This window comes from Flavobacterium psychrolimnae (assembly GCF_003312425.1).
GTDB lineage: Bacteria > Bacteroidota > Bacteroidia > Flavobacteriales > Flavobacteriaceae > Flavobacterium > Flavobacterium psychrolimnae.
In genome coordinates, this window is the sequence record NZ_QNUX01000002.1 from 189089 (window position 1) to 211975 (window position 22887).

The window sequence follows — 22887 nt, forward strand, 5'->3', positions numbered from 1 at the left end:
CATAATTGTTTTTATTTATTGTCTTCAAATGCCTTTTCTACTACATCTAATCGTGCTTTTCTGTAATCGAAAAAATTACTTGCCGATCCATCTGGTTTAAATTCAAAAATATCATTTTTAGCGCTATCATATATAGGCCAAAGAGGTAATCCATTTCCATTTGGATTGCCCGTTTTAGCAAAGTTAACCCAATAGGTATTCATCATTTTAGCTATTTCCTGATCTTTCGCATCAAATTTAGAACCATTGCGTTCTATTAGATTGTCAAATACAAAAGGAATTTCTGATGCATGTGAGGCTCCATATTTCATTCTATCCTTCATAGAAATAGGTACATAAGAAAAGAGATAAGTATATACTGGTATCGATTTTGAAGTAAAAGCTCTAGCGGTAAACCTTGCAGGCTCCGCCCATACTTTATCTGTATTGACTAATGTTAGCATCTTAGCAAAATCCACAGTACCATCAGCATCATAAGCTGTAGTTGCTTCTTCACTAAAATTACCAAACAATTTTAATAATTCTTCTTTAGATTTTGCATTAACAAAACCTGCTGGAACCTCAGCACTATTTGATCCTATGAGAAGTGGAACATGAACCTGTCTAGCTCCCTTGTAAGCACTCTCCGCTGTTTCAACAACCAGTTTACCATCGAGAATAGGACCGGAATAGATAGGTAGACCTCCGGCGCCATCAGTTTCCTGACCTCCGTCTATAATATCAGCAGCACTAAGAGCCCGTAGCTTTGCCAATGCTGCTACATCCGTACCTTCGATTCCGTGTTTTCGAGCAAAGTTTTTTCCGATCGTTTCTGCAGAAATGGGGTAGTGTATATCAGCCTCCTCTTCCTGAATTGGTCTTCCTGTCAGTACGCCATCACGACCACCGCCTGACTCGATTATTGCCTTTTGGAAAAGGCCTTTTGCAGCGGGTATAGTCAGCAGTGAATGTACCGAAACTCCACCGGCTGATTCGCCAAAAATGGTTACATTTTTTGGATCACCACCAAAAGCGTTAATGTTTTCCTTTACCCACTGGAGTGCAGCTATCTGATCCATAAAAGCATAATTGCCTTTAGGTTCTTCTGGATGTTCCTTGCTTAATGCTGGAAATGCAAAAAATCCAAGCCGTCCTAACCGATAATTGAAAGAAACAAGTACAACATCCTGTTTTGCAAATGCTGCTCCTGTAAATTCATTTCCACCACCACTGCCTCCTACAAATCCGCCACCGTGAATCCAAACCATAACAGGTAATTTTGATTTTTTTGTAGCTGTAGCTGGTGTCCAAATATTAAGAAATAAGCAATCTTCAGATGAATTTTGTGCCATGCCCGCACCACGGGGCCAACTCGCCTGTGGACAATCTGCACAAAACTTGCTTAAATCTTTAACTCCGCTCCAAGCAGTAACTGGCTGTGGAGGTCTCCAACGATTTACACCAACAGGAGGAGCTGCATAAGGAATCCCTTTGAAAACTGAAACATCCCCTTCAGTTATACCACGCAGTAATCCAGAAACTGTTTTGACTATTGGCGTTACTCCAGGAGTTGCAATGACAATCTTTTGTTGTGCGTATAAACTACAACTGACAATTATTGCTAAACCTATTACTATTTTTTTCATTTTTTATAATTTTATTGTCCTGGAGTCATCAGCTTGGTGAACGACAATGAACCTAGTTTCCAATTATCATTTACCTTAACATATACTTCGGTTACAATAAAAGGATTGGTAACTTCATTACCTCCAACTACGGCTAATAGTGTAATTCTGTTTAAAAGGATTGCGGTATTACCTATCATGCTTACTGACACTTCATGAACATCAGCTTTCTTGTAATGAATTCCTCCACTTTTAATTACATTGATTTCTTGGGCTTTCCCCCAACTTCCTCCCATGTGTACAAAGACAGATTTATCATCAAACAAAGGGGTAAGTTTATCGACATTTTTATCGGCCATCCATTCCCATTTTTGTTTAGAAAGCGAAATAATTTCTAGCTCAGCTGTATGTTGAGCAAAAGTATTAGTTGTAAATAAAACAAGAAGAATTAGTCCAAAGATTGATTTTTTCATAGTAGTAAATTTTAGTATTATCTATTTTTTATTGTTATTTCTGAATTTGATGCGTATCTCGAACACTACTAAATGTTAAAGCTAACAATTTCCAACCATTACCTTGTTTTTGATAGGTTTCTGTTACGGTAAATTCAGTCACGACTTCGCTTCCTCGCACTATCGCCTCTAGGGTAATTCTGTTCCAAAGGATTGCCGTTTTTCCAAAAGTCTCTATTGCTACATCATGAATTTTGGCATTTTTATACCAGATTCTTCCCGTTTTAATAATATCGAGTTCTTCATCTTTTTTCCAAGTGCCGCTCATGTGGACAAATTTTGATTTGTTGTCAAAGAGCGGTTCTAATTTGGTTATATTTTTATCGGCCATCCACTCCCATTTTTGTTTAGAAAGTTGAATAACTTCTTGTTCAATGGCTGAATGAGTAGGAGCAACAGTAGTTGATTTGTTTTCTTGTGCAAAAGAAAATTGGAAGCTTGCTACTGCAATAAGACTCATAATTAATGTTTTCATATCGTATATTTTAAATTTATATTCTAATTATGGTTTTTTCTTTAACGGAGCTTCCACATCAGAAAAAGCTTGAACAAAGGCAGGTAATCTTTCACCCTGAATTTGAATAGCATCCAATTGATTATTGAATTCCTTTAGTTCAGCTGAGGTGAATTTTATTTCATCTGCTCCAATATTTTCCAGCATGTGTGCCATCTGTGTTGTGCCGGGTATTGGAACAATCCATGGCTTTTGTGCCAGTAGCCAAGCCAGTGAAATTTGACCAGGAGTGGCGTGTTTTTGCTCACTCCAGTTTTTTAATAAATCTCCAAGTTTTAAGTTGTGTGGTAGATTCTCTGGCGAGAAACGGGTTTCATTTCCTCGGATATCACCCTGAGCGAAACGTGTCTGGGCATCAATGGCTCCAGTAAGAAAACCAACTCCAAGAGGACTCCATGGAACGAAACCAATACCGAGTTCCTCACAAAGCGGTATGATTTCCTTTTCCGGACCACGCCATAATAACGAATATTCGTTTTGAATCGCTGTTACAGGATGAATAGCATGTGCTCGTCTTACGGTTTGCGATCCCGGCTCAGACAATCCATAATGCAATACTTTCCCTTCTTTTATCAAATCCTGAATAGCTCCAACTACATCTTCAATGGGAACCTGCGGGTCTACACGATGTTGATACAATAAATCAATTCTGTCCGTACGAAGTCTCTTCAACATTCCTTCCACAACAATTTTGATGTGTTCAGGACGACTGTTTAAGCCTGGTAATCGAGCACCCGTTTCTTGGTTAATATTCCACCCAAATTTAGTTTCGATGACTATTTTATCACGGAAAGGTGCTACACCTTCTCCCAGAATTCGTTCTACTTCAAAAGGACCGTAAGCCTCTGCTGCATCAAATAAGGTGACTCCTTTATCAAAGGCAGTTCGAATAATATTGTGCATTTCTGGACGAGAGGGAATAGTAGTTTGATACGTACGGCTCATATTTTGAACACCAAGTCCTATGCTGGAGACTTCAAGTGAAGCGCCAAGTTTGCGCTTGCTTGAAACAGTGGCTGGTGTTAATTCTTTATTTTCAACAATTGGTGTTACCGCATTGGATTTTGCTAAAGAATTAAAAGGCAAAAATGCACTTCCTGCCAAAGCGAGTCCTGCTGTTTTTAAAATGGATCTACGATTCATAATTAAATTTATTAAAATAGGATAACTTATACTACTCAACAAATTTCCGACGAAGGTGGGATGTTATTGGTACATAGATTACGGATTGTTCTACCAATATTACTTATTGTGATTATTATATGATAATTGATATCTCCAAATGCATAAATTTGTATTGTAAAATTATAATTATCATGAACAAAGTAGTCAAGTTTAATACAGTTAGTGAATATAATGCATTTAATAATAGCGAAACTTTACATCCATTAATAAGTGTAATTGATTTTTCTAAAGCCGACGAAAGATCTTGGGAAGGAGAGAAGACTGTTAGAATTTATTATGGCTTTTATTGTATCTTTTTGAAAGATATAAAATGTGGTGATTTGCGCTATGGTTGTGATTACTATGATTATCAAGAAGGCACGTTGGTTTTTGCTGGACCAGGGCAGGTAATGGAAGTAGAGACTGACGGTAAAGTATATCAACCAAAAGGATATGCCTTAGTTTTTCATCCTGATTTAATACATGGCACTTCTCTTTTTAAAAGTATAAATGATTATAATTTTTTCAGTTACAATGTAAATGAAGCATTGCATTTGTCGGAACGCGAAAGACAAATTGTTTTAGACTCTTTTTCAAAAATCCATTTAGAATTACAACTTGGAGTTGACAAGCATAGCAAGAAACTTATTGCTTCAAATATTGAATTGTTTTTAAACTATTGTGACCGTTTTTATGACCGCCAATTCATAACAAGAGAAAATGTTAATAAAGGAATTTTAGAAAAATTTGAAGAGGTGTTAAACAGTTATTTCACAACTGATAAACCCAATACAGTTGGTTTGCCATCAGTTGCATATTGTGCTGACGAACTGCATTTATCCGCCAACTACTTTGGTGATTTAATAAAAAAGGAAACAGGTAAATCAGCTCAAGAATACATTCAAAATAAAATAATTGATGTAGCAAAAGACAAAATTCTGGTAGACCATTTGACTGTAAACGAAATCGCTTATCAGTTAGGCTTCAAATACCCGCAGCATTTTTCTAGATTGTTTAAACAGCGAGTAGGATACACTCCTAATGAATATCGAAGTTTGAATTAAAACCATATTAGTAACCCGATAATTTGACCAAATAAAAAAAACTACAAAATATAGGAAAGTATATTTGTCGGTTTTGTGACCCTGTCGGGACAATTTTCGAACCTTTTTTTAAAAGATCTGGAACTTTTGAGTGGACCATCATATATTTAATAAAGGAAACAAAAACATTAAATTATATCCTTAACTCCATATCCACTTTAACTTGGTATATTCATTTAGTCCAAGTATTCCTAAACTCAAGTCTTTGTTTGCTTCATTTCGCTAATGACTATTTTTACATCTATTATTGGTTTTCTTTTAGATATGCAGTAATTCATTAAAATCGAAGAAGTTAAACTTTTTTACATTAGTGCACCAAATAAATCTAAATTCAGTATTTTTGCATAGTGAAACAGTCAGTAAACATAGCAACAATTTTTCCCAAACACTTATTTTGGGATATGGATTATAGCAAACTTAATCTTTCTAAAGATAAGTCTATTATTATACCAAGGGCTTTATATGCAACAACTCCAGAAACATTTGAAACAGACATTCTAAAATTAGAAGCATTGTATTCTGCTAAAGATATTGTTAAATACTTAAAATTAACGACAGAGAATATCAGTAACAAAGTTTGTATAAGTGTTGCAAAAAGATACAATGTAAAGCCATTTCTTCGTTTTTCGCTCTAATTTATGAAGGCAGTTACTCCAGCAATAATTAAAGCCATCATAGAATTACAAACATTACCAACAGTATCAAAATTTACTTTAGGTGGAGGTACAAATCTAGCATTACAATTCAATCATAGAGTTTCTGATGATATTGATTTCTTTTACGATGGAATAATTGGCAAAGAAGGATTTAAAAACATCGAAAATGAAGTCAAAAAGTACTTTGGCACGAAAGCAAAAAGCTTTGACGATCCTTGTGATATAAACGACCAATATTGCTTTCTGCGTTTCTTTCTTGATTTAGAAGATGGTTTAACCATAAAAGTGGAGATGCTTCAAAACATGAAGAATTTGTTCGGGGTAGAAGTAAATCAAGGAATAAATTTACTTTCAAAAAAAGACATTGGTTTGTTCAAACTAATCAGTACCTCAAACCGTTCTACCAAAAAAGACATTTATGATTTAGACTTCATAAGCGATACAATTTCATTAATCGATTTATATGAAGACTTAAAAGCAAAAACACTTAAATTCAATAAAGAAGAAGATAAAACAATATTTGATTTAAGTAAAAACAAGACACCTATTGACAATCCAGAATTATTATTAAAATTTGAAGATAATTCCGATTATTCAAAGTTTCCATCACACACAAACGATACAATACAAATCATCGATGGAAGCAAAACTTGGATTGAGGCAAAAATAAGTTGGCGTTCAAAAGTAAGAAGACTTTACAGCCATTTAGGTAAAGATTTCCCTGGACCAAAAGGAATTAAAATCAAATAACTATAAAAAAGGATCGCTATCGGTAATCTTTTTGCACCCGCCCAGTCAACCCTCTAGTAGCATATTGTCGCTTTCTCCGTAAACTCCACAACTGCAATAAGCTACTTTACAACCCTTGAAAGAAGTTTTTAAAATTTATAGAACTCAATAAAGAAGAAATTTTTCGGGTTGGAATGAGCGCAAGCAGTTAAAAACAATTTCGATACGACATTCCCCTATTTTAAATATTTAATTTTATATTTTCGAAAAATGTCAAAATAGGCACCAAGTGTTCGATTGCAGTCCCTGACAGCCCACAAGACAAACTCCATTAGAAATAATGGAGTTTTTTTATGTTAATACTTTTTTAAAACCTCTGAGCGAAAAAATGGTAGATTCGCAGGATTATGCTATGCATCTTTTTTCTTTAGAATTCGTCCTCTCGGCTCATCACCCTCGTAAAGCACAATTTCGGAATGTAGAAACTGAGCTGCAGCTGCAGAGTCATTTACTTTTGTAGCACTGCGTTCTAACATTTCTGATTCAAACTCTGTTAATACACTTTCTCTTATTCCAGCTTTTCTCCATTGAGATGAAGGTCTACACCCTCTTGATATCACGCGAGCCAATGATAGTGCATCTAGCAACGCTTGATTTGCACCCTGTCCTTTAAAAGGACTCATAGGGTGAGCCGCATCTCCAATTAGGGTTACTACCCCAGCTTTCGCCAAAAATTCCGATTTAAGTAATTCTCGGTCATACACAGGATAACCAGAAATCTGAGCTTCCAGAGTCGCTGCTAAAATCTGAGGAATAGGATTGTGCCATAGAGTTCTACGCTGTGCTTCTTCCTTTAATGCTTGAGGTCCTTTTGCACTTAATGCCTTAGCATCTTCTTCTGGCATTGGGAAACTCAATTGCCACATTACAGAGTCTGAAGCATAAGGCATAATATAGATCCGCTCATTGCCATTGGCAGTTTGAAATACAGTAGCCGAATCCAGTAAAGGACTATTAAGACCTTCGAGTGCTTTAAGAGGACAGATGCCTAATATCACTATACAGCCCAGATAACGTAAAGGGCTAATATCATCACCTATCAATAATCTCCGAACTGAACTGCGAATACCATCGGCTCCAACTATGAGATCTGCTTTGGCATTCTTGATTTCCCCATCCACTTGAAAGCTTAGATCAACACCTTTGCCCTCACATTCTTTAAAATCTACTAACTGATGTCCCCACTGCACCGAATCCTGTCCGCCGAGTTGTTGAAGTAACGCTAAGCGTAGAGATTGTCGTGCAATATGAATATTGGTACGTTTCTGAAAAGTTTTCGCATCTGACTGTATCCACTTTCTAATTCCCCATTCTCCAATAACTTTTCCATCGGTAGTATGAACCAAATGTCTTGTTGAAATTACCCCTTCTTCTAATGAAAAAATACCCAATCCTTCAATTGCTTTACTGGCTTGTTGCAATGTAAGTCCATATCCTTGAGATCTGGCTTCAAAATTATCATCACGCTCATAAAGGGTAAAAGGAATTCCGCGGTGCAAACAGGCCACAGCAAGAGCTACGCCTCCAATACCTCCACCAATTATGGCAAGGTGTGGATAGTTTTCTTTATCTGCTATAGGAGGACTGGAAGAACGAAGCAGCCCGCATCCGGAACATTTCAAGCAGGTGTGAAGGTGCCCTTTAGGAGGAACTGGAGTGGTATCTTCGCCATTCGTAATTTTAAATTGGTCTACCGCCAGCTGGTACTGAAGTCGCGCTTTTTTGGTTAGTCCCCGACTTTTCTTGCCTCTACCTTGACAGTCCAAGCACATAGTCCAACTCATTTCTTTATTTTCCAATTTATTTACTTCCTATTTTATTTAAACTTTTTATTAGTTTTCTCTTAAAAAAATTGAAACCGACACAATTGCAATTGAATTTAATAATGATACATTTATTAATATCTTATTACTGCTATGCAGTATAACGTAAGAATTTTACATTTTACAAAAATATAGCTTTAGGCAGTTGCATTACTTTAAGGCAAAATAACAGCATTGCAAAATTACTTTATTCAACTTAAAACAAAAAGGATTTGTCAGCGCTAATTATTCGAATTTTCTTTAAATATTGAAAAGAATAATTAGAAAATAGTTTCTTTTAAACTATGCAATCCTTTTTTTAAATAAAGCATACATCAATCTAAAGCAATTGGAGCTGCAAGACAACTATCCGGAATGTCAAATGCTTTTACTAATGAAACGGCATCCGGCCTGATTTCCCAGCAAAGCTGATTTACCATCTTACGAATGGCTTTCGTTTTTGCAGCTTCCATATAACCATCTTCGAGATACCATCCTTTATTTTTTTCCATTTGTGAGAGGGCATACAATTGACATAAATTAGTCATTATTTCCTTACTTTTCTTGTCCTCGATGGCTTCCATGGCTTTTTGAAATTGCTCTAGAACAATTCGTTCGAGATACGCCTCAGCTACATCAATCATTTGATGTTGCACCACATTAAAAGCATCGTAAGGTTCAAGTCCGCCATCAATTAGTTTTTTTAATCGCTTTGCTGCCGATGCCAATATTGTTTTTTCTCGATATTGGAAAGCGCTCAAGTGAAATTCATCATCTAATAAATGGGTTTCCTCAGTTTTGCGCGTTACAATTGGATTTTTTTCAGAAATCGCAGTTTTGGCGTTTTCAAAAACGTAGTTAATTATTCCCATAGCATCCATTTCACCAAATGCCTTGCGAAATTCTGACAAGCGATTTTTAGCAACTAATTGCATTAAGACGGTATTATCACCTTCAAAAGTAGTGTAGATTTCGGTATCATTTTTCAGCGCATCGATTCTATTTTCGGATAAATATCCTTTACCACCGCAGACTTCACGACATTCTTGTAAAACATCCGTGGTACTCCAGGTTGAATAGGCTTTCATTCCGGCTGCCAAGGCTTCAATTTCTGGCATTTCCGATTCTGTTTTGGCAATATAACGATTCGTCACGTATTGCAAAGCAAAATGAATGGCATACGTTTTTGCCAACAATGGAATTAATCTTCGTTGATGTATTCGATAATTCAAAATTGGAACTTCTGAGCCTCCTTCGGGTCCAAATTGCCTACGTTTGTCACTATATTGTATCGCTATTGTCAATCCTGATTTGGCTGCAGCCAAAGCTGATCTCGGAATCCCAATTCGACCACCAACCAAAGTACCCAGCATCGTAAAAAAACGTCGATTGTCACTTGGAATCGGACTTTCAAATTTTCCTTCTTCGTTTACCGAGGCAAATCGATCCAACATGTTTTCTTTTGGAATAACCACATTTTCAAAACGAATGGTCCCGTTATCAACGCCATTAAGTCCCATTTTAAGTCCGCAATCACCGATTTTGATCCCTTTCAGGATTTTGCTGTTTGTATCTCGTATTGGAACAATAAAAGCATTCACACCGTAATCTATTTCATCAATAATTAATTTGGCAAAAACTGTCGCCATCTGACCGTGCACTGCTGCGTTACCAATGTATTCTTTCTGCGCCTTTTCATGCGGTGTATGAATGGTAAAAGTTTGGTCATTATGATTGTATGTTGCTGTTGTTTCTAATCCTTTTACATTCGAACCATGATTGGTTTCAGTCATGGCAAAACAGCCGGGTAAGTGGAGTGAACCAATATCCTTTAAATATTTACTATAGTGTTTTTCGGTTCCAAGCGATTGTATGCTCATTCCCCAAAGCCCGAATTGTACACCAAATTTAATTACCAAACTTAAATCGTGATAGCTTAATGTTTCCATAATCGCAAAATAATCGGCTATGTTTTCGCCACCACCGTATTGTTTTGGATACGCCATGTTTCCTAAGTTTTCGTCTGCAAGGATTTTACACCAGTCATATACTTTTTCACGATATATGGCAGTATCAGTCGAAGTTTCATAAGCAAATTTAGGTCTGCTGATTATTGATTTTACCTTCTTAATAATTGTGGACTGTTCTCCATCCAGAATTTGGGTTAGTTTTTCAATTTCGAATGTAGGGGCAGATTGATAATTTGAAGTAAAGGTTTTTGACCTTGTTTTAAAATTTCCAATTGCTTCTTCTCCTAAAATTCCCAAATCATTCTCCAATTGAAGAAAATCAGCTGTGTGATCTTTGATATAAGAATTGTTTTCAGCAAGCGCCATCGAAACTTCAAATATAGATTTTAGCAAAGGATGGTGATGAATAACAGTATCAATTTCACTTTTCCATTCAGCAAGTTGTGCTCGGGAAGGCGGAACAGAAATCGCTACTTTTGAAAGAAGAAATTCTTGTTCTTTTTCGGAAATCCAGCGCTGTGAACCTATAAATTCTTGTAACGTAACGAATTCTTTTTGAGATAAAAGGTCATCCGACCAAACGAGATAAAAAAATGGGATAAAAGCCTTTAATTTTGAATTTTCCATAGTAAAACTTAATTAAAACAATAATTTCAGTTTGGTTAAGATAGGAAAATTTATTGACTAAAAGTGAGGAATATTGCTATACTTGAAAATTTGGAAGGGAATAGGATCCGGTTTTTTAACCAAAAAGGGCATAAAATTAATCCAATGTCAAAGCACCAAGAATTTCTTCCGACATGAAAGGTCCACCAGGATATTTTGCTGTATAATCCAGATTCATCCAGATTTGGCCGCGTTCATCAACGTGATAATGAAGTTTACTTTCATTGCTTTCATTGACAAATAGTACATTTTTGATTAGAAAATTGACTTTTTCTAAATCAGTCAGAGAGCCTATCAATATTTCCGGGTAAATATGGCCTGTAGTATGGATTAATCGGGGAGTTCCACCAATAGATTTAATTGCAGCAGCCATTAATATCGAATGATCATCACAATCTCCAGAAAAATAAAGCAGTGATTCCGTAGCCGTAGCAATATAATCTCTTGCTTTTGGGTCGCTTACGTAATTCCATCGGCTGTTTATTTCTTTGAAAACGGCGAAGCATTGTATGATGGTTCTGTAATCAGAATACCCTTTTACATCTTTAAAATGCTTAGATGTAGCCATAACTGCAAAATTCCTGATTTTAGGATTTTGATATTCGATGGCATTGATAATTTTTGATTTATTGGGAAACGGAAGCAACTTGGCGATAATAATATCTTGTGGATAAGGATTATCAGACATCGTGTACATGATTGAATTATAATCTTCAAAAACACTGTTAAATCCGTAGTTTCCAATAGTAGAACCGTACACTAAAACCAATAAATACAGAATAATGCAAAAGAGGATAATCGTTCGTAAGAATCGAAGGATGATTTGAATTATTACAATCATCACCAAAAACAGCACTACTCTGTCAATATTCAAAAACCAGTTCGGGTTAATTAAATTTTGATGAACAATGATAAATAATGGAATAGCAATTAATATGTTCAGAATAAAAATAATAACGTCATCCCAAGGTTTTTTGACCTGGAATCGCTGTTTAATACCCTGAAAATTAATTTCTTTTATTTTTATCATAGTAAAAATAAAAACAGCAATCTAGACTGTTTTTACAATATCCTCAAAAGTACCTTTTTTATCGATAATTTTAAGTTGAAAAAGTTGATTTTGAACTTTGTTTAACATTTCTGCTGATAATGGCTTTTGTGACCATTGCGTTAATGACAACCATTCTTGAATATCTTCTATTTTTTGATGATACTTTAAAGCCAACGTTTTATCAATACTCGGGATTTCTTTAAAGTCTTCTGTAGTTTGATTAATGGTCGCTAGAATTTTTGAAATAAGCACTGGATTTTTTTCCAAAACTTCCTCTCGAACCGCAATTACAAAACAAGGCCAAGGCGTAGGGCAATCAGCAATTCGTCTAAAGATTCCTTTATCGACTAATGGTTTGGTCATAAAACGTTCCCACATGAAATAATCTGCGGTTCCGTTTGTCAAAGCTTCAACAGCGCCATCGATAGTATTTACGATTTCGAACGGAAGATTATCTGTTTTCCATCCCTGATTATCCGCATTGACATACGCCATTAATTGCGAACCGGAACCCAATCTGGAAATAGCAACTTTTTTGTTTTCTAAATCAGCTAACGTCTTATAATTGGAGTTTGCCGCAACGTGAATTCCCCAAATTAATGGACTTTCTACATAAACTTGAACAATTTTACTCGGGTTTCCGGCAACGATATCTTTCACGATTCCTTCGGTCAGGATTACGGCAATATCCGTTTCGCCATCACGAAGCATTTGGCACATTTTTCCGGTTCCTTCGGGAACATCAGTCCATTGTAAATTGATATTTTCTTTTTCGAAATCTCCGTTTTCTATGGCTAAATGCCAAGGAAGATTGAAATGTTCCGGAACTCCAGCTATTTTTATTGTTTTCATTATAAGTTAGGATTTTTTAATTCGTACCAATTCCAAGAAACGCCGTCCTCCAAGTATTTTGCGGTCATTTTTAGTCCAATTTTTTGTAATATTCTGTTTGATGCGATATTGGCAGTATGCGCTGCGGCTTCCATAATTTTGATATTCATTTCATTAAAACCATAATCCAGCCAAGCAAAACTGGCTTCACTTGCATATCCTTTGCCCCAGAATTTTTCATTTAACCGATATCCAATATCGTAGAAATGAATTTTATTATTTACCATTTCGGTGTTGTATTTTAATCCGGCCCAACCAATTAATTCATGGGTTTCTTTCAAAACAACCACAAATCGCCCAGTATTATTTTGGATGTATTGTTCTCTGACAAGCTTGATATAGGCATGTACTTCGCTTATATCTGTCAATGGTTTGTTCCAAAGATATTGATGTACATTAGGATTGCTGTCCATTTTAAATAATGCTTCTGCATCTGAAACTAGCATTTCTCTTAAAATTAATCGGTCGGTTTCTAAAATAAGATTCATGTTTTACTAAAATTTGATGGTTCCCGATTTAGCCCTGATAGCAGTGAAAATCCTTTTCCTTTTTTCTTTGAAAAGGAAAAGATTGCAACGTATAGCGGGAAATAGCTCCTAAAATTACACATTAATATCTTTAAAATTATTCAATCTCGCATACCGAATCATATTGGTAAATGCCTCCTGGTCCAGTTTTGGTATTTCAAGAATGGAATTCAACAAAGTAGTGTCGTATTCATTGGCAGCTGTTGTAAAATAAGGGTTTAAATGTTTGCCAATACTTTCATAATACAATTTTTCGATAGTGTTTTTGTATTTGAAGTCTAACGAATTTTGTATTAAGGTAAAATTGGTATAACCAACTTCCTTCATAATTAATTGCAATCCATTTACCATATTGAAACTTTTATGATGTACAATATTAAGCTGTTCAATATCTTCTCTTTCGAATGTATTTACAATCACTTTTGCCACATAATCGACAGGAATAATGTTCAAAACGGTGTCTTCATTGACGATAAAACGCACATTTTCTTGATCTCCTTTTCGTTGGGAAGTGAAGTGAAAGAATTTAGCCAAAAGATAAAAAACCATATATTTCGAAATAAAATACTGGTTTTCGTTCCCCAACATTTTGCCTCCAATCACACTTGGACGCAGAATTTGAAATGGCAAGCCTATTTTTTTACATTCTTGTGCTATAAAATTTTCCGAGTGGAATTTTGCATTTTCATACGCATTGCGATGCTCTGGTTTGAATCCTAAACTATGAAAATTATTGTCAATCAATCCATTTCGGTTTCCAGATGAAAAAGCAGTTCCTATGTAAATAAACTTTTTTATGAAAGGATGAAATAGATTGAAAATGGATTTTGTGATTTTGGTATTTTCGTCAAAAATCTTTTCGCGTTGCTCTTCATCAGTAGATAAATTTACGAATCCAGCTGAATGAATGAAATAAGCGCCTTTTATTTGGCTTGAAAAAGTGTCCTGAATTTCAGTCAAATCAGTATCAATGATTTCAATGTATTCGTGCAGTTTTACTATTTCTTTGTCTTTTATGATTTTAGGGGTATAACTACTGGATAAAAGTTCGTTTATGCGGTCTAAAGCAGATTTTTTGCCTTTATTTCGAGCAATTATAAAAAGTTTACCATCAATTTTAGTAGTGATGAAAAGCTCCAGAATTTCATACATAATATGAGATCCCAGAACTCCTGTTGCACCCGTAAGTATTATTTTCATTATCGTTTTGTTCTAAAAACAAATGTAGTTTTAAAAAAATTAAAAGCACTTTTTTAAAACTACAAATGGGTACGGTTTTGAAAATTAATTTCTCTATCCTAAAGCAATTTTTTCTAATGTATACGCAATTAATTCATCAACTGCTTTGTATGGATCTTCGCTAAAAGTTCCCAAAGCACGGTTAGCAATTATTGCGTTTAATGACAATGCTTGATGTCCTAAAAGTGCCGAAAGTCCATAAATTGCTGCGGTTTCCATCTCTAAGTTTGTGATTTGATTGTCACCAAATTCAAAATTATCCATTTTAGCATTCAATTCTTCATCTTGAATATTCAAACGCAACACTCGACCTTGTGAACCGTAAAAACCACCTGCAGTTGCGGTAATTCCTTTGTGCATTTTGTCGCTTTCAATTATTTTTTCCAATTTTTCAGAACAAGCAATCACGTATGGTTTTCCTTTTCGTAAATCCCAATTGGTATGTTTCACAAAAGCATCTTCCATTTCCAGGTTCGAAACTTCGTCGATCAAATAGGAGCGGAGCATGTTGTCCAATCCTAATCCGAATTTTGATAGTACAAAACTATCCACAGGAATATCTGCTTGTAAAGAACCTGAAGTTCCAATACGGATAATGTTCAATGAAGTCAGTTTTTCTTTTGGCTGACGGGTTTCTAAATCAATGTTAACTAAAGCATCCAGTTCGTTGATGACTATATCAATATTGTCAGGACCAATTCCTGTAGACATTACAGTAATTCGTTTGCCTTTAAAAATCCCGGTTTGGGTTTTGAATTCTCTTTTTTGTGTCGAAAATTCAATGCTGTCAAAAAATTGTGTGATTTTCTCCACGCGATTTTGATCTCCTACAAAGATGATATCGTGTGCAATATGTTCTGGTTTTAAATTCAAATGGTATACGCTACCGTCTGGATTCAATATTAATTCTGATGATTGTATCATTGTTTTTATATTTTTTCCTCTCCCCAGCCCTCTTCAAAGGAAAGGGAGCTAGTTCCTGATTTAGATTGTATTTTTTTTATTTTCGTTTGGTTCCTCCCCTTCGGGGAGGTTAGGTGGGGATTACCCTCCAACACGTTTTACTTTAAATCCTTTTTCTTTTAAAATAGTCATTATTTTATCACGATAATCCCCTTGAATAATGATGGAATCATCTTTAAAAGTTCCGCCAACACTCAATTTAGTTTTGATTTCTTTGGCAAGGATTTTAAAATCCTCGTCAGTACCTTCATAACCTTCAATTATGGTAGTTGCTTTTCCTTTTCGTTTTTCGAATTTACAAATCATAGGTTCTTTTTGAACGTATAATTCGTGAGCCACTTCCTCAATTTGCTCTTCAGGAGATGGTTCGTGATCTGGAAAAAGGTTTTTTAATTGGTCTTGTAAGTCCATAACTTTATATATTTTGAAAGCTGATAATGCTGATTTAAATTGGTAAAAAACAAAAGACATTAAGCATAAACTTAATGTCTTTTAGTATTTGACGTAAATTAAGTTTACTTTTTAATAAGACCTAAATCTACTAAACGCTCGTATAAATAAGCTCCCGCAGTAATATCTTCGAATTTTTTTGGATTTTCGGCATCAATACAGTTTTCCAAACAATCCAATTTCATATCACTCACCGGATGCATAAAAAACGGAATAGAATAACGCGAAGTTCCCCATAATTCTCTTGGTGGGTTTACCACTTGATGAATCGTAGATTTCAATTTGTTATTAGTATGACGCGATAACATATCACCCACATTAATTACTAATTCATCCTGTTCAGCAATGGCATCAATCCATTCTCCGTTGTGATTTTGTACTTGCAATCCTTTTCCTTGAGCACCCATCAACAAAGTAATCAAATTGATATCACCGTGAGCAGCAGCACGAATTGCATTTGCTGGTTCAGATGTGATTGGTGGGTAATGAATAGGTCTTAAAATTGAATTTCCCTCTTTAGCATACTGGTCAAAATAAAACTCATACAAACTAAGGTGTAAAGCCAAAGCTCTTAAAACATAAACTCCTGTTTTTTCAAGCATTTGGTACGCTTCTTTACCTACAACATTAAAACGGGGAAGTTCTTTCACTTCAACATTTTCTGGGTATTCCGAAGCATATTTTGAATCTTCAGACACGTATTGTCCGAAGTGCCAAAACTCCTTCAAATCCCCTTCTTTTCTGCCTTTGGCATGCTCTGTTCCAAAAGAAACATACCCTCTTTGTCCGCCAATTCCAGGGATTTCATAACTGTGTTTTGTTTCTAAAGGTAAAGCGAAAAAATTTCTGATTTCACCATACAATTCATCAACCAACTGGTCGTTTAAAAAATGCCCTTTGAGTGCTACGAAGCCAATATCTTCAAATGCACTTCCGATTTCATTTACAAATTTTTGTTTACGTTTCGGGTCGTCCGAAAGGAAATCACGCAAGTCAACACTAGGAATGTTTTGCATACTTTTAAATATTTTTTAATAACTTGAAGGTCAAAAACCTTGCAGATACAAATGTAAAGAATAATTTTATATTTGAATTTTAAAACTTATAAACAAAATAAAAAAATATAACAAATTTATACAAAACTGTTATATTTTTTTATCTTTGAACCATACTATAAAACCGAAAAAATGATCTTCGATAGAAAAAATCTTACTGACAATCAATTATTAGATTTATATAAAAGAATACTGAAACCAAGGCTGATAGAAGAGAAAATGTTAATTCTGATTCGTCAGGGGAAAGTATCAAAATGGTTCTCAGGAATTGGTCAAGAGGCTATTTCTGTCGGTGTTACGGCAGTTTTAGATTCCGATGAGTACATTTTGCCAATGCATAGAAATCTTGGTGTTTTCACCGGAAGAGACATTCCGTTGTACCGTCTTTTTTCACAATGGCAAGGCAAAGCCAATGGTTTTACTAAAGGTCGTGATCGCAGTTTTCACTTTGGAACCCAACAATACAAGATTATAGGTATGATTTCGCATTTAGGTCCGCAATTAGGCGTTGCTGACGGAATCGCTTTAGCCAATAAACTAATGAAAAATGGAAAAGTTACCGCAGTATTTACTGGTGAAGGTGCCACAAGCGAAGGAGATTTTCATGAAGCATTGAATATTGCTTCGGTTTGGGAATTGCCCGTGATGTTTGTCATCGAAAATAATGGTTATGGATTGTCAACTCCTACAAACGAGCAATACCGTTGTGAAAACCTTGCCGATAAAGGGAAAGGCTACGGAATGGAAAGTCATATTGTTGATGGAAATAATATTCTTGAAGTGTTTAACTTGTTATCCGAATTAAAGGCTTCGATGAAAGAAAATCCACGTCCAGTTTTATTGGAATTCAAAACCTTTAGAATGCGCGGGCATGAAGAAGCGAGTGGGACTAAATATGTTCCGCAAGAGTTGATGGATATGTGGGCGATTAAAGATCCCGTAGAAAATTATAGAAAGTATTTGGCCGAAAACGGAGTTCTTACAGCTGATTTTGATGCGACTTTACATGCTGAAATAAAGAAGGATATTGATGAAAGTCTGGCTATTGCCAATGCTGAACCGGAAATTAAAGCTACTTTAAGTGAAGAGCTAAATGATGTTTACAAACCGAATGTATTTGAACACATTAAACCTTCAGAAGAAAAAGAAAATATTCGTTTTATAGATGCGATTTCTACCAGTTTGAGACAATCAATGGAACGCCATGAAAACTCCGTAATCATGGGCCAGGATATTGCTGAATATGGTGGTGCTTTCAAAATTACTGATGGTTTTGTAGCGCAGTTTGGTAAAGAACGTGTTATCAATACGCCAATTTGTGAAAGTGCCGTGGTTTCGGCTGGAATGGGATTATCAATCAATGGATACAAAGCGATTGTGGAAATGCAGTTTGCCGATTTTGTTTCCACAGGATTTAATCCAATTGTCAATTTATTAGCCAAATCACATTACCGTTGGTTGGAAAAAGCAGATGTTGTAGTTAGAATGCCTTGCGGTGGCGGAACACAAGCAGGGCCTTTTCATTCGCAGACTAATGAAGCTTGGTTTACCAAAACACCAGGTTTAAAAGTGGTTTATCCAGCATTTCCTTTTGATGCGAAAGGTTTGTTGAATACTTCCATAAACGACCCGAATCCGGTATTATTCTTTGAACACAAGCAATTATACAGAAGCGTTTACCAAGATGTCCCTACCGATTATTATACGATTCCATTGGGAAAAGCGGCTTTGTTGAAAGAAGGAAATGATGTTACAATTATTTCGTTTGGAGCAGCAGTGCATTGGGCTTTGGAAACTTTAGCAAAAAATCCTGAAATTTCGGCTGATTTGTTGGATTTGAGAACTTTACAACCATTAGACACTGAAGCTATTTTTGCTTCGGTAAAGAGAACGGGAAGAGTGATTATTTATCAAGAAGACAGCATGTTTGGTGGAATTGCAAGTGATATTTCAGCAATGATAATGGAAAACTGTTTTAAATACCTTGATGCGCCAGTAAAAAGAGTGGCAAGTTTAGACTCTCCAATTCCTTTTACAAAAGCATTAGAAGATCAATATTTGCCAAAAGACAGATTCGAAAATGACCTGAAAGAACTTTTGGCATATTAATTTATAAATTAATAATTGGGTTATTTTTAGAGTTTTAATTCTAAAAATAACCTAATATCCAATAGATAATAATAAAAATTAGAATTGTACCAAAACAGCCACCGCCTAGTTTTTTGGCTCCATAACCTGCTAATATTGTTTTAAAAAATCCATTCATAAGTTTAAAATTTAATGATTTATAAAATTAAACTATATTTCCAGAATAACAAATTTTAGTTCAAATCGATGAAAATTTTCTTAATCAAAGCGATTTCTTCCTCATAAATTGTTTTTTTTCTGGTTGCAAAATAGAGCGTATTTTTTAATGGTGTTTTCCCTTCCCAAATCAGTTTGATTGTTCCATTATCAATTTCTTTTCGGCAAAGAAAATCAGGAAGAACAGCCAATCCTTTACCACTGCTCAAACAACGTATAATTGAATTTAGATTTGGAACTATATAATTAGGTCTGAAATCAGGATGTTTATTGAAATTTAATTGCCAGAAACGACGTAAATGCTCCATATCTCCAGTAGTTCCGTACCATTTTTGTTGCTTTAGCCAAAGTTCAATTTCTTGAATATTTCCCTTATTTGCTATAGAATTGAATTCTAAATCATCAATTTCGCTTCCACCAACAAGTACAATAGTTTCAGATGAAAATGCCTGATATTCAATGGCATTTTTCACGACCATTTGTGGCGTGATAATCAAATCGAGAATTCCTTTTTCTAAATTTTCTACCATTTCCGGATATTCTCCAAACTGAATAATCACATTAAATGGTAACGTCGAAATATACTGTTCTAGTGTGATTTGGAATGTCTCAAAACACATTCCCACACTTATCGTTGGCGTATTTTTCTCGGTGCTTCTTTGAAAATTTTTCTCGGCCTCTTCCAGTTTGGTTAATGCTTCAATTATAAAATTGTAGAGCACTTTTCCTTTTTCGGTGGGAACCATTTTCCGACCTGTTCGGTCAAATAATTTATAGCCTACATAAGTTTCCAAGGAACTCAAATGCAGACTCACACCAGGCTGTGAAATAAATAATTCTTCCGCAGCACTTGTTAAAGTTCCTGTTTTGTAAACTGCTTTAAACGTTCGATACCATTCTAAATTTACCATAACTATTATAATTATGATACAAAGGTATGAATTATGTTATTTTAATAATAGAAATTCTCGTTCTAACTTTGCACCATCAAATTAAAAATGCAAATCATGACAAAAATATTTATAATTAATGGCGGACAAAAATTTGGCCATTCTGGAGGACGATTTAATGAAACCATTTCGAATGAAACTTTGAATTTTTTCAAAAGCAATAGTAATTTTGAAGTAAAAACAACGAACATCAATGATGATTATTTTCCTGCTGCAGAAGTGGAGAAATTTGTTTGGGCTGATGTAATTATTTATCATACGCCAATATGGTGGTTCCAGTTGCCACATGGATTTAAAAAATACATTGATGTTGTTTTCACTGAAGGTCATGCCAAAGGGATTTACAAAAGTGACGGGCGTTCCGCTGAAAATCCAACAATTAATTACGGAACGGGAGGAATGCTTAACGGCAAAAAATACATGCTAACCACCTCTTGGAATGCACCAAAAGAAGCTTTTACTTTACCGGGTGAATTTTTCAATCAGCATAGTGTAGATGAAGGACCATTATTTGGTTTTCACAGAATGAATGCTTTTACAGGAATGAAACCATTGCAAAGTATTCATTTTCATGATATCGAAAAAAATGCAGATGTTGTAAATGATCTCAAAGTGTATCAAAACCATTTAACACAATTATTTTTAAATTAATTATGGCTATCAATTTAACAGTAATCCTAAAAAGCAAACCTGAAAATAGAGAGATATTGAAAACTCTTTTACTGGATTTAGTTCAAAAGTCGACTAAAGAAGTCGCTTGCTTACAATATGATTTACATCAAAGTTTGGAAGACTCTGAAATCTTTATCTTTCATGAAGTTTGGGCAAGTGAAGCGGGATTAAAGCTTCATAACGGGCAATCGTATGTCATTTCCTTTTTCGAAAATGCAAAAGTAATGTTGCAAGAATTACCCATCATTTATCGTACAACAAAATTATAATTAAATAACAAAGGCTTCCTCAGAATAACAGTTATTCGGGAAGCCTTTCTTCTCAATTCAGTTTATCGAAAAAATTATCGATTACTCAATTTTGCTTTTTCTTTGATAATATCGCTAATTTTTCGGTTTTCGATTTTACTTTCCAGCCACGAGATAATGTCAAGGTATAAAAATGCTCTTTTTTCGTAGGTGTTTTTTTCTAACTCGATAAAACGTCTTCTCATTTTTACGAACTCTTTTTTGATATCTCCAGGATAAATCGAATTTAAGTTTTTCATGAATCGCATGATTTCCTTTTGGACTTCATGCAAATCATTCATTTTCAATAAAAATTTATAAGTGTTTTTCAACTGATTTTCTAAATAATAATCATTACCCAATTCATAATGAGCAATTAAACTCAATAATCTGGCAAAACACATCAAATCTTCTCGCATCGAAAGATTTTTGTTATTTATAATTTTCTCTAAATAAAAGATGCATTCATTATATTTTTCGTTACCAAAATAGATAGAAGCAAATTTATAATAGAATAACATTTCGTGATGTTCATCAAGATGGTCTGTGTGAATTTTTAATTTATTTAATATTTCGGGAATTAAGTATTCGCTTTCTGCAAATGTTCCTTCCAGAATATGGTAATTCAATTTATTGTTATATACATACAAGAATGATAACGACGCGATATTGTCATTCACGGGAAAATGGGAATCTTTTATCGTCTCTTCCAATTGCGTTAAATACTTCTTGAACTTTGATTTGTATTTCAACATGTATAAAGATTCCAATAAATAATGGTTTCCTTTTAGGAAAAAAACAGGATTTAAATGAATCATATTTGGATTATCATAAAAGAGCGTAACCCATTTATAAGCATATTTATAACTGGCCAAGAAATCCTGAACTAAAAAACTGCGCCAAAGATTAGCGTTGTAAAACCAATATTTCTCCCGAAATCCAAATTTTTTCTCATCAAATTTAGAAATGTGTTTATTGAAATAGTTGTCTATATATTTATACTCTTCATCACTTTTTACATAGCCCGTTTTAAGCATAATTCCATACAACTGCAGCGATAAATTGGATAATTTGCTGGAAATAGTATTGCGATAATTTAATTCTTTGGCCTGAATAACCAACTCATCTGCGCGTCCTTGAATACTTCGTGTTATGTACTGTGATTCAATAAGTTTTTCGAATTCTACGATTTCATACGCCATGAGTTTTTCGTCATTCTCTAAAGCTAAAATTTTTGTTTTATCCAAGATTTTCAAACTTTGCTTGTACAAACCTTTGTTGTATAAAATAGCAGCAAAATCAATTTGCTCTCTCAACTGATACCGAATGTTCTGGCTTGGAATATTCAATCGGATACTGACTAATATTTGTTTGTACAAATACGATTTAAGATTGGATAATTGTACTTTTTTAATGATACCGCTTTTCAGAATGAGTTTCTCATCATAGATTTCAGATTTGTCTAAAATATTGAATAATTCGATAAATTTTGTATTGGAACTGGTTTCCAATCGGCTTGCAAAAATCTTGAATTGTCTTTTTTCAGATTTTGAAAGTGATTTAATTAATACAAACAGAAAATCTTTTTGATGGTTAGCCATTGTAGAATAGTGTAGCTTAATGTTTTGTTATTCAGGTATTTACAAAGTTTTTAAATGCTTTATAAACAGTATATTTCATTAAATTGAGTTTTATATTAAAGTAATGAAAGATATTTT

The 22887-nt window shown here is 34.6% G+C and carries 21 protein-coding genes; 6 read left to right on the top strand and 15 right to left on the bottom strand.

The annotated features are described in order from the left end of the window. Positions 1–11 precede the first annotated feature (11 nt). Genes DR980_RS03060 through DR980_RS03075 form a run of 4 tightly spaced genes read right to left on the bottom strand, consistent with a single transcriptional unit; the run spans position 12 to position 3773 of the window. Entirely contained in the window at positions 12–1625 is a 1614-nt protein-coding gene (locus DR980_RS03060; protein WP_113633797.1) for a carboxylesterase/lipase family protein, read from the bottom strand. Between the two features lie 11 nt (positions 1626–1636). Further along, a complete protein-coding gene (locus DR980_RS03065; protein WP_113633798.1) occupies positions 1637–2077 on the bottom strand; it encodes a nuclear transport factor 2 family protein in 441 nt (146 codons plus the stop codon). Positions 2078–2111: 34 nt separating this feature from the next. After that, on the bottom strand, positions 2112–2591 hold the full coding sequence (locus tag DR980_RS03070) for a nuclear transport factor 2 family protein (RefSeq protein WP_113633799.1): 480 nt from the start codon (positions 2589–2591) through the stop codon (positions 2112–2114). A 27-nt stretch (positions 2592–2618) separates the two neighbouring features. Beyond that, complete coding sequence (locus DR980_RS03075) at positions 2619–3773, bottom strand: aldo/keto reductase (protein WP_113633800.1); 1155 nt, start codon at positions 3771–3773, stop codon at positions 2619–2621. Positions 3774–3946: 173 nt separating this feature from the next. On the opposite strand from DR980_RS03075, the gene DR980_RS03080 reads away from it, so the two are divergent. The 3 genes from DR980_RS03080 to DR980_RS03090 all read left to right on the top strand — a co-directional run bounded on the left by DR980_RS03080 (position 3947) and on the right by DR980_RS03090 (position 6303). Then, complete coding sequence (locus DR980_RS03080) at positions 3947–4858, top strand: helix-turn-helix domain-containing protein (RefSeq protein ID WP_113633801.1); 912 nt, start codon at positions 3947–3949, stop codon at positions 4856–4858. Between the two features lie 386 nt (positions 4859–5244). Next, positions 5245–5532: a DUF6922 domain-containing protein gene (locus tag DR980_RS16670; protein WP_394335931.1), complete on the top strand. Its 288-nt coding sequence runs from the start codon at positions 5245–5247 to the stop codon at positions 5530–5532. 3 nt (positions 5533–5535) lie between these two features. Then, on the top strand, positions 5536–6303 hold the full coding sequence (locus tag DR980_RS03090) for a nucleotidyl transferase AbiEii/AbiGii toxin family protein (RefSeq protein WP_113633802.1): 768 nt from the start codon (positions 5536–5538) through the stop codon (positions 6301–6303). 389 nt (positions 6304–6692) lie between these two features. Here DR980_RS03090 and DR980_RS03095 read toward each other — a convergent pair whose 3' ends face one another. The 9 genes from DR980_RS03095 to DR980_RS03135 form a co-directional block, all read right to left on the bottom strand. Then, complete coding sequence (locus tag DR980_RS03095) at positions 6693–8114, bottom strand: FAD-dependent oxidoreductase (protein ID WP_244199246.1); 1422 nt, start codon at positions 8112–8114, stop codon at positions 6693–6695. Between the two features lie 365 nt (positions 8115–8479). Beyond that, on the bottom strand, positions 8480–10741 hold the full coding sequence (locus tag DR980_RS03100; RefSeq protein WP_113633803.1) for an acyl-CoA dehydrogenase family protein: 2262 nt from the start codon (positions 10739–10741) through the stop codon (positions 8480–8482). 136 nt (positions 10742–10877) lie between these two features. Then, positions 10878–11810 carry a transglutaminase gene (locus tag DR980_RS03105; RefSeq protein WP_113633804.1) on the bottom strand — a complete coding sequence of 311 codons (933 nt, stop codon included), beginning with the start codon at positions 11808–11810 and terminating at the stop codon, positions 10878–10880. A gap of 21 nt (positions 11811–11831) precedes the next feature. Next, positions 11832–12683 carry a substrate-binding domain-containing protein gene (locus DR980_RS03110; RefSeq protein WP_113633805.1) on the bottom strand — a complete coding sequence of 284 codons (852 nt, stop codon included), beginning with the start codon at positions 12681–12683 and terminating at the stop codon, positions 11832–11834. Next, positions 12683–13210, bottom strand: coding sequence for a GNAT family N-acetyltransferase (locus tag DR980_RS03115; RefSeq protein ID WP_113633806.1), 528 nt, complete (start codon positions 13208–13210; stop codon positions 12683–12685). Before DR980_RS03115 ends, DR980_RS03110 begins: the two co-directional genes overlap by 1 nt. Before the next feature lie 114 nt (positions 13211–13324). Next, positions 13325–14449: an SDR family oxidoreductase gene (locus DR980_RS03120; protein ID WP_113633807.1), complete on the bottom strand. Its 1125-nt coding sequence runs from the start codon at positions 14447–14449 to the stop codon at positions 13325–13327. Between the two features lie 93 nt (positions 14450–14542). Continuing rightward, the gene (locus DR980_RS03125) at positions 14543–15412 is read right to left on the bottom strand and encodes a nucleoside phosphorylase (RefSeq protein ID WP_113633808.1); all 870 of its coding nucleotides are present in this window, start codon (positions 15410–15412) and stop codon (positions 14543–14545) included. Positions 15413–15532: 120 nt separating this feature from the next. Continuing rightward, complete coding sequence (locus DR980_RS03130; protein WP_113633946.1) at positions 15533–15862, bottom strand: translation initiation factor; 330 nt, start codon at positions 15860–15862, stop codon at positions 15533–15535. Positions 15863–15966: 104 nt separating this feature from the next. Continuing rightward, positions 15967–16917, bottom strand: a complete 951-nt coding sequence (locus DR980_RS03135) for an isopenicillin N synthase family dioxygenase (RefSeq protein WP_113633809.1) — start codon at positions 16915–16917, stop codon at positions 15967–15969. Positions 16918–17088: 171 nt separating this feature from the next. Between DR980_RS03135 and DR980_RS03140 the strand changes: the two genes are divergently transcribed. Continuing rightward, positions 17089–19065 (top strand): alpha-ketoacid dehydrogenase subunit alpha/beta, encoded by a 1977-nt coding sequence (locus tag DR980_RS03140; RefSeq protein ID WP_113633810.1) that lies wholly within the window; start codon positions 17089–17091, stop codon positions 19063–19065. A 212-nt stretch (positions 19066–19277) separates the two neighbouring features. Here the strand turns inward: DR980_RS03140 and DR980_RS03145 are convergent, their stop codons facing one another. Continuing rightward, complete coding sequence (locus DR980_RS03145; RefSeq protein WP_113633811.1) at positions 19278–20171, bottom strand: LysR family transcriptional regulator; 894 nt, start codon at positions 20169–20171, stop codon at positions 19278–19280. A 96-nt stretch (positions 20172–20267) separates the two neighbouring features. On the opposite strand from DR980_RS03145, the gene DR980_RS03150 reads away from it, so the two are divergent. Both DR980_RS03150 and DR980_RS03155 read left to right on the top strand, forming a co-directional pair. Continuing rightward, positions 20268–20861 carry an NAD(P)H-dependent oxidoreductase gene (locus DR980_RS03150; RefSeq protein ID WP_113633947.1) on the top strand — a complete coding sequence of 198 codons (594 nt, stop codon included), beginning with the start codon at positions 20268–20270 and terminating at the stop codon, positions 20859–20861. A gap of 2 nt (positions 20862–20863) precedes the next feature. Continuing rightward, entirely contained in the window at positions 20864–21151 is a 288-nt protein-coding gene (locus DR980_RS03155) for a putative quinol monooxygenase (protein ID WP_113633812.1), read from the top strand. A gap of 74 nt (positions 21152–21225) precedes the next feature. Here the strand turns inward: DR980_RS03155 and DR980_RS03160 are convergent, their stop codons facing one another. After that, positions 21226–22770, bottom strand: coding sequence for a hypothetical protein (locus tag DR980_RS03160; RefSeq protein WP_113633813.1), 1545 nt, complete (start codon positions 22768–22770; stop codon positions 21226–21228). Between the last annotated feature and the right edge of the window lie 117 nt (positions 22771–22887).